The sequence below is a fragment of the Sporomusa sp. genome (genome assembly GCF_057736855.1).
In genome coordinates this window covers 580-8970 of record NZ_JBYKYF010000116.1, presented here as the reverse complement: position 1 = coordinate 8970, position 8391 = coordinate 580, and the positions used below count along the sequence as shown (strand labels likewise).

Genomic DNA, 8391 nt, shown 5'->3' with positions numbered 1-8391 from the left:
ATGTATCCAGAAGTTATTAGTTCTTGTCTAATTTCAGTTACTTCAGCATTTGTATCAGCATGAGACAACGCCACTAAGACGCTTTCTAAGTAGGTAATTTCCTGATCGCATTCTATAAGTTGATTTGCCAAATGCTCTGCTGAGCGTTTGGCTTTGTTATATTTGGCGTAATACTGCTGCGCATTTTCCAACGGTGATAGCGCGGGATCAAGCTTAATTTTTATGTGGTCGTCTGGCTGTTCACTGTAGATATTTGGTAACACCTGTTCACTACTACCTGCGGGTATATTGTAAAGATTAACCATCAAAATATCACCGCATATCCGTAGGTCGTCAGCGTGCTCCGCTTGATTAAGTTCTTTAGTCAACACTGCTTGTTTACGAGTTAATTTTGCTAACTCTGTTGAGACTAATTTAGTAAGCAATTCTTTTTCCGGGAGTGAAGGGCGTCCTTTGAAGCTGTCAAAAAAGGCAACCGCTTCGCTCATCGTGGCAAAGCTATGGAGGGTATGTGATCTAAGATGTTCTGGGACAAAAGCGGCAATAGCTAGCGGTTGGCCTTGAGCAGTAATAACACAGGGGGAAACTTGGCGATTCTTTAGTGGTTTGGCAATACTGTCAACAGCCTCGACTAAGGCGTTACTATCTGCAGTATCAAGGGAGTTAACCGCGATTTCAGGAGAAAAACCTGCACGCCAAGCGATCTCTTTGGCGGTGAGTGGTCCTAAGCCGATACCGGCAGCGATAATGGCTTTGTATAAAGGTAAATCCGGTGTTGACAGCACCTGTCTGACAAAAACATCTGATTCGGTAGCTAAAATATTGATTCGATCCTGACCGGGCGGATAGATATATTCTTTTCCGGGTAACACCAGGCGATGACGGCTTTGCTGAGCTCCTACCCTTCTAATGGCATCAATAATTACATTATCCTGACTAAGAATAATGTTACTGTTTTTACTCATAATCTCGATGATCAGACGTTTGGTAACAATTATGCCCCGTTCACCACGCACGTCAATATTAATATTGACAATCCGGTCAAGGTGATGTTGCTCGATACTGCCAACTCGGCCGTCTTCGAGATGTTTGCGCAGCAACATGCAAAAATTAGGGGCTACTGCCGGATTTTCTGGGCTAGATGCAGTAAGTAGCAATTTGGGTCGTTCTGGGTTGGCTGAAATATAAAGCCTATGATTTTCTCCGGGTTGACGTATCCAGAGAAGCAGCGAATATTGATCAGGCTGAAACACTTTATCGATACGGCCACCGGCTAATGCGGCATTCAGTTCATTTACCAGCGGCGCAAGCGACAATCCATCGACATTCATGGTATACCCTCCGTCTGTTATAAACATTAAACAATTTGCCAATAGTATAACACCCTTGGCAATTTACGGTCAAACTCGGTCTAATTATGCAGCTAGCAGAATAACATAGTTAGTAAGTTAATGTAAAAACACATGTTAGCGAGGTGGCTGCATGGACAGAGAAAAATGGTATGCGCGTACGCCGGATGAAGTGGTTCAATTTTGGCAGACGAGTTTTACTGATGGCTTATCTTCTGCTGAAGCCAAATCTAGGCTGGATACATTTGGATTTAATGAACTGGTCGAAAAGGAAAAAACAGCTTGGTGGAAACGGTTTTTAGCCCAGTTTCAAGATTTTATGGTATTAGTTTTACTGGGAGCCACACTGATATCCGCCTTTTTAGGTGAATATGTTGATTCAATAACCATTTTACTCATTGTCTTTATGAATGCAGTATTAGGATTTATTCAAGAATACCGGGCAGAACAGTCGCTAGCGGCTTTAAAAAAACTGGCAGCGCCAACTGCTAGGGTTATAAGAAATGGTATGGTACAGCAAGTTCCAGCTCGAGAGCTTGTGCCGGGAGATATTTTAGTTTTGGAATCTGGTGATAAGCTGGCTGCTGATGGCCGGCTTATCGATGTGCATAATCTGGAAGTGGAAGAAGCCGCATTAACGGGTGAATCTTTGCCTGTACGAAAACTAGCAGACCGACAATATAGCGAAGAGGCTCCTTTGGGTGACAGAAAAAATATGGTGTATGCAGGCACCAGCGTTGTGCGTGGGCGTGGCCGAGCAGTGGTATGTGCTACCGGCATGTCCACAGAAATCGGACAAATTGCTGGTATGATTCAAGCGTCAGCAGAAGAAGCTACTCCGCTAGAAAAAAGGCTTGAACATCTTGGTAAATGGCTTGTCTGGGGTTGTTTGGCTATTTGCTGTATCGTTGTAATTACTGGTGTAGCCAAAGGGGAGTCTCTATTTGTCATGTGCTTGGCTGGTATTAGCTTGGCGGTTGCTGCTATTCCAGAAGGGTTGCCGGCTATTGTTACCGTGGCTTTGGCCCTTGGTGTTCAGCGCATGATTAGACAGAAGGCTATCATTAGAAAACTACCTGCAGTTGAAACCCTTGGTTGTACCACCGTTATTTGCTCAGATAAAACTGGTACTCTGACACAAAATGCTATGACTGTGCGCCAAGTATTTGCTGACAACCAAATTTATGAATTTACCGGCTCCGGCTATGATATTAAAGGCAGTATTTTGCTTAATAAACGCGAGGTAGACTGTTCAAAAGAGAAAGCCCTTGAACAATGCCTGGTCATCGGTGCACTTTGTAATAATAGTACTTTGAAACAAAATAATGTTGCTATTACCGGTATATGGCGCAGCAAGCGTGAGACTGGCTGGTCGATTGAAGGTGACCCGACAGAAGGCGCTATCGTTGTTGCTGCAGCGAAAGCCGATATTTGGCAGGCTAAATTGGAAAAAACGAAAAAGAGGATTGCTGAAATTCCTTTTGAATCCGAACGTCGCCGCATGTCAGTAATATATCGGGATGAAGATAATAATCATATGTTATATACTAAAGGGGCACCAGATACACTGCTGGAATTGTGCCAATATTACCATACAGCGGCAGGGCCGACCTCACTTACTCAGGAATATATTGATAAAATTAATCGTGTAAATGAAGAAATGGCCTCTCAGGCTCTCAGAGTGCTGGCTGTTGCCTATCGTCGTCTGACACCCATTCAGGCTCAAAACCCTGATGAATCTCTGGAAACAAACTTGGTATTTGCTGGACTGGTGGGGATGATTGACCCACCGCGCGAGGAGGCCAAATTATCCATTGACTTGTGCAGAGAAGCCGGAATAAAAACAGTTATGATTACTGGCGATCATAAAAATACAGCTATAGCCATTGCGCAAGAACTAAATATATATAAGGAAGGTCACCACAAAGCACTTACCGGCAAAGATTTGGATGCTATGGGGGACGCTGAACTTGATGCCATTGTCAATAGCGTCTCCGTTTATGCCCGGGTTTCTCCTAGTCACAAGCTGAGAATTGTGCGGTCGCTTAAACGCAAAGGGCATATTGTAGCTATGACAGGTGATGGCGTTAATGATGCTCCGGCCATAAAAGAAGCTGATATTGGTATTGCTATGGGGCTCACGGGTACTGATGTGACAAAAGAAGCTTCTGCTATGATTTTAGCTGATGATAATTTTGCGACGATTGTCGCCGCCGTTGAAGAAGGACGGGGTATTTACGACAATATAAGAAAATTCATTCGCTATTTATTGTCTTGTAATATTGGTGAAGTTCTTACCATGTTTCTTGCCGCTTTATTGGGATTACCTATGCCGCTTTTACCAGTACAGATTTTGTGGGTGAATCTTGTTACTGATGGTTTGCCAGCTATGGCGTTGGGCATTGATCCTAATGATCCTAACAGTATGCGCCGTCCGCCACGTCATCCGAAAGAAAGTGTTTTTTCTCGCGGGCTGATTAAAAAAATTATTGGTCGCGGTATTCAAATCGGTTTGAGCACACTTTTAGTCTTTAGTATGGTATACTATTCCCAGAATGATTTAGCATTGGCACGGACAGCCGCTTTTGCCACATTGGTATACTGCCAGATGTTTCATGTATTTGATTGTCGCTCAGAAACATATACCATTTTTGAACTCAAATTTACTAGCAACAAATACTTATTAGCAGCGGTTGCCTTTTCGACCATTATGCAGCTTTCTGTCATGTACATACCGTTTTTAAGTTCTATCTTTTCTACCGTGCCGTTATCTGTAGGCGACTGGATACTTGTTTTGACAGTTTCAGGCTGGACTTTGATTCTTAATGGCTTAAAACATCTTTTCTTTAGACGTCGCCTTACTCGACGCGCCATGATACCACAAAATCGGTAACAGTGGAGAGTGAACTTACCCTGAACAGGTTGCTAGACCTAAGGTATATACAGGGGAATACCTAAGTCTTTTAGTTTAGAGCAATACACTACAAATGGATTAAAACACCATTTGTAGTCTTATTTTATAATTATTTAGGAGGAAGAATATGCAATTTACTAAATGGCATGGATTGGGAAACGATTTTGTCATTGTCAATGGAATGAAAGAAGACATCACCGATTATCATCATTTGGCGGTAGCTGTTTGTGATCGTCATTTTGGCATCGGTGCTGATGGGCTTGTTGTACTATTAGCATCCGATATTGCAGATTTTAAGATGCGGATCTTTAACTCCGATGGCAGCGAGGCCGATATGTGCGGTAATGCCACCCGTTGCGTTGCTAGGTATCTCTATGAGAATAAACTAACTAACAAAACTGTCATTACCCTTGATACTTTGGCAGGGATTATTACTCCTGAACTTATTATTAAGGACGGTGTATTAGAAACCGTTAAGGTGGATATGGGTGAACCTAGACTCAAACGCGGTGAAATTCCTATTGTTGGTGATGCTATAGAACAGGTAATTAATGTACCGCTGGAGGTAGATGGTGAAACGTATCACATTACTTGTGTATCTATGGGAAATCCTCATTGTGTCATCTTTGTTGAAGATGTGACTAAGGTTAATTTAGCGGTTATTGGTCCCAAAATTGAAACACATCCTCTATTTCCTAAGAAGACTAATGTTGAATTTATTCAGGTCATTGACAGAAAAACCATAAGAATGCGCGTCTGGGAGCGGGGTGCCGGGATAACTTTAGCATGTGGAACAGGTGCTAGTGCTGCTTTGGTTGCATCTGTTTTGAATGGCTATACTGATCGTCAAGCTACTGTCCAATTGGATGGTGGTAATCTTTACATTGAATGGGCCAGCAATAACCACATCTATAAATCAGGACCGGCCGTAGAAGTATTTCATGGAGAGTATCTGCTTTAAAGTAGCCGGCTTAACAGCCGGCTCTTAACTATTTTTTAAATTCTGAAAAAAAGGTTTTTTTTGGTCTTAGGTATAATATTTATATTACAAATATTACAGAATCATTTGCCATTGGAGGTGTTAAAGTGAAGCCTGTTGCCGCTATTATTAGCTTACTTTTCTTACTTACTATTCCATTTGCTAGTAGTGCTATATCGTTGATCAATCGAGAGGTTATTTTGGAAGCGCAGGAGTATGGTATACAACGCCAGCAACTGACGCTTACCGAGTTTCTTCATCCCTGGATTGTTTACGAAGAACACGCAACGATTCTTAATGAAAAGACTGAACGGGCTTATTTATATACTCCGTTCTTATTACTGGCCAATGATGCCCGTGATAAAGCAAAAAGTAAAAAAAAGGTTCAGCTTGCTGACAGCGAACAGATTTTAGCTGATTATGCCGGGTGTCTTGTTTTTAGTGCAACTATTAATGGGAAGAACGAGACCTTTAATGACGGTATCAAAGCTGTCATTAAACAAGGCCAAAAAACAATCAAACCATATCATGCGGTCATTAATTCTCCGATAAAAACCCCTTGGTTTCCTAGTGAACCAGAGTTTACGTCTCATACATATTTTTATTTTTATGATAAGGAATTACAATTGGATCAGCCTATTACCTTAGTATTAACTACTAAAGATAAGCAGGAACGCCGCTTCTATTTTGATTTGGCAAAGTTCAAATAATTAAAAAACAAAGCTGGTCACCTGTAAAATTTATGGTTAAAATTACATGAACAGTTAATAATAACATACGCAAAGGAAGGTGCAGTGTTCGTGCTCAAAAGTATGACCGGGTTTGGCCGAGGTGAGTACATTGATTCAGCCCATCGGATTGTAGTTGAGATTAAAGCAGTCAATCATCGATATAACGAAATTGTTATCCGTATGCCCAAAAATCTAGGCAGTTTGGAAGATAAGATCCGTCGTAGTATTGCCAATACTATTTTACGTGGCCGGGTGGACGTTTTTATTACTGTTGATGAATATGGTGAAAAGAAACGTACGGTAAGGGTTGACAAAGAATTGGCAATGGCTTACCATAATGCAATGAGAGAATTGGCAGACCTATTGGAAGTACCGGCAACTGACAATATATATCATATATCCAAGTATCCTGAGGTTCTCAAAGTGGAAGAAGTTCCCGAAGACGTTGAACAATTATGGCCTAAACTAGCGGCTGCTATCGAGGTGGCAGTTGCCAACCTAATGAAAATGCGTGAAACTGAGGGGGCAAATATTGAGCACGACCTTTTAGAACGGGTAGACAAGCTCAATAAATACATTGCTGCTGTAGAAGAAAGAGCACCGCAAATCCTTGTAGAATATAGGGAAAAGTTGTTAAGTCGAATGAGGGAACTACTAGCTGCAGTTGGGGCAGAAGTTGACGAAGCCAGACTGCTCCAAGAAGCGGCTATATTTGCTGATAAAACTAATTTTACAGAAGAAATAGTGAGGCTTAAAAGCCACTTAGCTCAGTTTCAAGCAACGGTAAACTCGTCTGATGCTGTAGGACGAAAATTGGATTTTATTGTACAGGAAATAAACCGGGAAACCAACACAATTGCTTCCAAAGCGAATGACTCCACCATCGCCAATACTGTTGTTGAAATTAAAAGTGAAATAGAGAAGGTCAGAGAGCAAATCCAAAACATAGAGTAATATAGGAGAATTACGCCTTAGTAGCCTATAAATGTATAGGAGGAGTCTTAATGGATATAAAATTAATTAATATTGGCTTTGGCAATATAGTGTCGGCTAACCGGATCATATCGATAGTAAGTCCTGAGTCAGCTCCCATAAAGCGTATTATTCAAGAAGCACGCGACAGGGGGATGCTTATTGATGCTACATATGGACGCCGGACTCGCGCCGTAATTATTACTGATAGCGATCACGTGATTTTATCGGCAGTGCAACCAGAAACAGTAGCTCACCGGTTAACAAGTAAAGACACTAGTGAAGATACTGCCGAATAAGGGAAAGGAGATAGACAAATGGCGCAGCAAGGAATATTAATAGTTATTTCCGGTCCTTCAGGAACTGGTAAAGGCACCATTTGCCGCGAGTTGCTGCGTAGCAATCCCCAGCTAAAATACTCTATATCGGCTACTACTCGCCCAGCTAGGGCAGGAGAAGTTGATGGAGTAAACTATTTATTTGTTGCCAAAGATCAGTTTCAAAGCATGATTGACAATGACGACCTGCTGGAGTGGGCAGAAGTTTACGGCAATTTTTATGGGACGCCACGCCACTATGTGCTTGAACAATTAGAAAAAGGTTATGATGTCGTACTGGAAATAGATACCCAGGGAGCTATGAAGGTTAAAGAAAAGTTTCCAAAAGGTATATATATATATATAATTCCGCCTTCTTTGGATGAACTTGCTGATAGAATTCATAAACGCGGTACTGACAGCCTTGAAACTATCGAAAGACGGCTGCAGAGTGTCAGCGCTGAACTTACTCAGGCTCAGAACTATCATTATATTGTAGTAAATGACCAGGTTGCAGAAGCAGTGCGAAAAGTAGAAACTATTATTGCTGCTGAGAAGCTTCGGGCTGAACGTAACACCGATTTGATTGATAGACTTTGCCAGTCTAGTTGTAAATAAGGAATACTTAGCATCGAAATAAATTAAGCAAGGGGAGACGTTATGATTAATCCGTCTTTAGATACATTAATTGATAAAGTTGATAGCAAATACACATTAGTAGTATTAGCTGCAAAAAGGGCACGGGAAATTATGGATGGTCAGCAACCACTTGTTGAGTCAAAATCCAATAAACCGGTAACCATTGCTTTAGAAGAAATAGCTCAAGGTAAAATTACTTTTGAACGTACCAAAACCGGTATTAAGTAGGAGTTTATCATGTCATCAGTCCAGAATATTGTCCTTGGAGTTACTGGTGGCATTGCCGCCTATAAAGCAGTTGAAATTGTCAGCCGTTTAAAAAAATTGGGATATACCGTCCATGTTATTATGACTAAAGCCGCTACAGAATTTGTTACACCACTAACCTTTCGCGAAATTAGCGGCAATCCGGTGGTCACAGACATGTGGGAAGAACCCAAAACTTGGAATGTGCAGCATATTGCACTAGCCAGCCGTGCTGATCTATTTC

Annotated in this window: 9 protein-coding genes; 8 read left to right on the top strand and 1 reads right to left on the bottom strand. The window is 41.6% G+C overall.

Annotated elements, in window-relative coordinates; genetic code table 11:
• Nucleotides 1-1331, bottom strand: a 1331-nt coding sequence (locus AC29Z1_RS09255) for an Rqc2 family fibronectin-binding protein (protein ID WP_488271174.1), incomplete at its 3' end; no start/stop codon positions are given.
• Nucleotides 1332-1482: 151 nt separating this feature from the next.
• On the opposite strand from AC29Z1_RS09255, the gene AC29Z1_RS09250 reads away from it, so the two are divergent.
• The 8 genes from AC29Z1_RS09250 to AC29Z1_RS09215 all read left to right on the top strand — a co-directional run.
• Nucleotides 1483-4242 (top strand): calcium-transporting P-type ATPase, PMR1-type, encoded by a 2760-nt coding sequence (locus AC29Z1_RS09250; protein ID WP_488271173.1) that lies wholly within the window; start codon nucleotides 1483-1485, stop codon nucleotides 4240-4242.
• A 148-nt stretch (nucleotides 4243-4390) separates the two neighbouring features.
• Nucleotides 4391-5224 carry a diaminopimelate epimerase gene (gene dapF, locus AC29Z1_RS09245; protein WP_488271172.1) on the top strand — a complete coding sequence of 278 codons (834 nt, stop codon included), beginning with the start codon at nucleotides 4391-4393 and terminating at the stop codon, nucleotides 5222-5224.
• Nucleotides 5225-5349: 125 nt separating this feature from the next.
• Nucleotides 5350-5952, top strand: coding sequence for a hypothetical protein (locus AC29Z1_RS09240; RefSeq protein WP_488271171.1), 603 nt, complete (start codon nucleotides 5350-5352; stop codon nucleotides 5950-5952).
• A 90-nt stretch (nucleotides 5953-6042) separates the two neighbouring features.
• Nucleotides 6043-6927 carry a YicC/YloC family endoribonuclease gene (locus tag AC29Z1_RS09235; RefSeq protein WP_488271170.1) on the top strand — a complete coding sequence of 295 codons (885 nt, stop codon included), beginning with the start codon at nucleotides 6043-6045 and terminating at the stop codon, nucleotides 6925-6927.
• 50 nt (nucleotides 6928-6977) lie between these two features.
• A complete protein-coding gene (gene remA / locus AC29Z1_RS09230) occupies nucleotides 6978-7244 on the top strand; it encodes an extracellular matrix/biofilm regulator RemA (protein WP_488271169.1) in 267 nt (88 codons plus the stop codon).
• An 18-nt stretch (nucleotides 7245-7262) separates the two neighbouring features.
• Complete coding sequence (gene gmk, locus AC29Z1_RS09225; protein ID WP_488271168.1) at nucleotides 7263-7880, top strand: guanylate kinase; 618 nt, start codon at nucleotides 7263-7265, stop codon at nucleotides 7878-7880.
• A gap of 42 nt (nucleotides 7881-7922) precedes the next feature.
• Nucleotides 7923-8129 carry a DNA-directed RNA polymerase subunit omega gene (gene rpoZ / locus AC29Z1_RS09220; protein WP_488271167.1) on the top strand — a complete coding sequence of 69 codons (207 nt, stop codon included), beginning with the start codon at nucleotides 7923-7925 and terminating at the stop codon, nucleotides 8127-8129.
• A 9-nt stretch (nucleotides 8130-8138) separates the two neighbouring features.
• A partial coding sequence (locus AC29Z1_RS09215; RefSeq protein WP_488271166.1) for a flavoprotein occupies nucleotides 8139-8391 on the top strand: 253 nt, incomplete at its 3' end.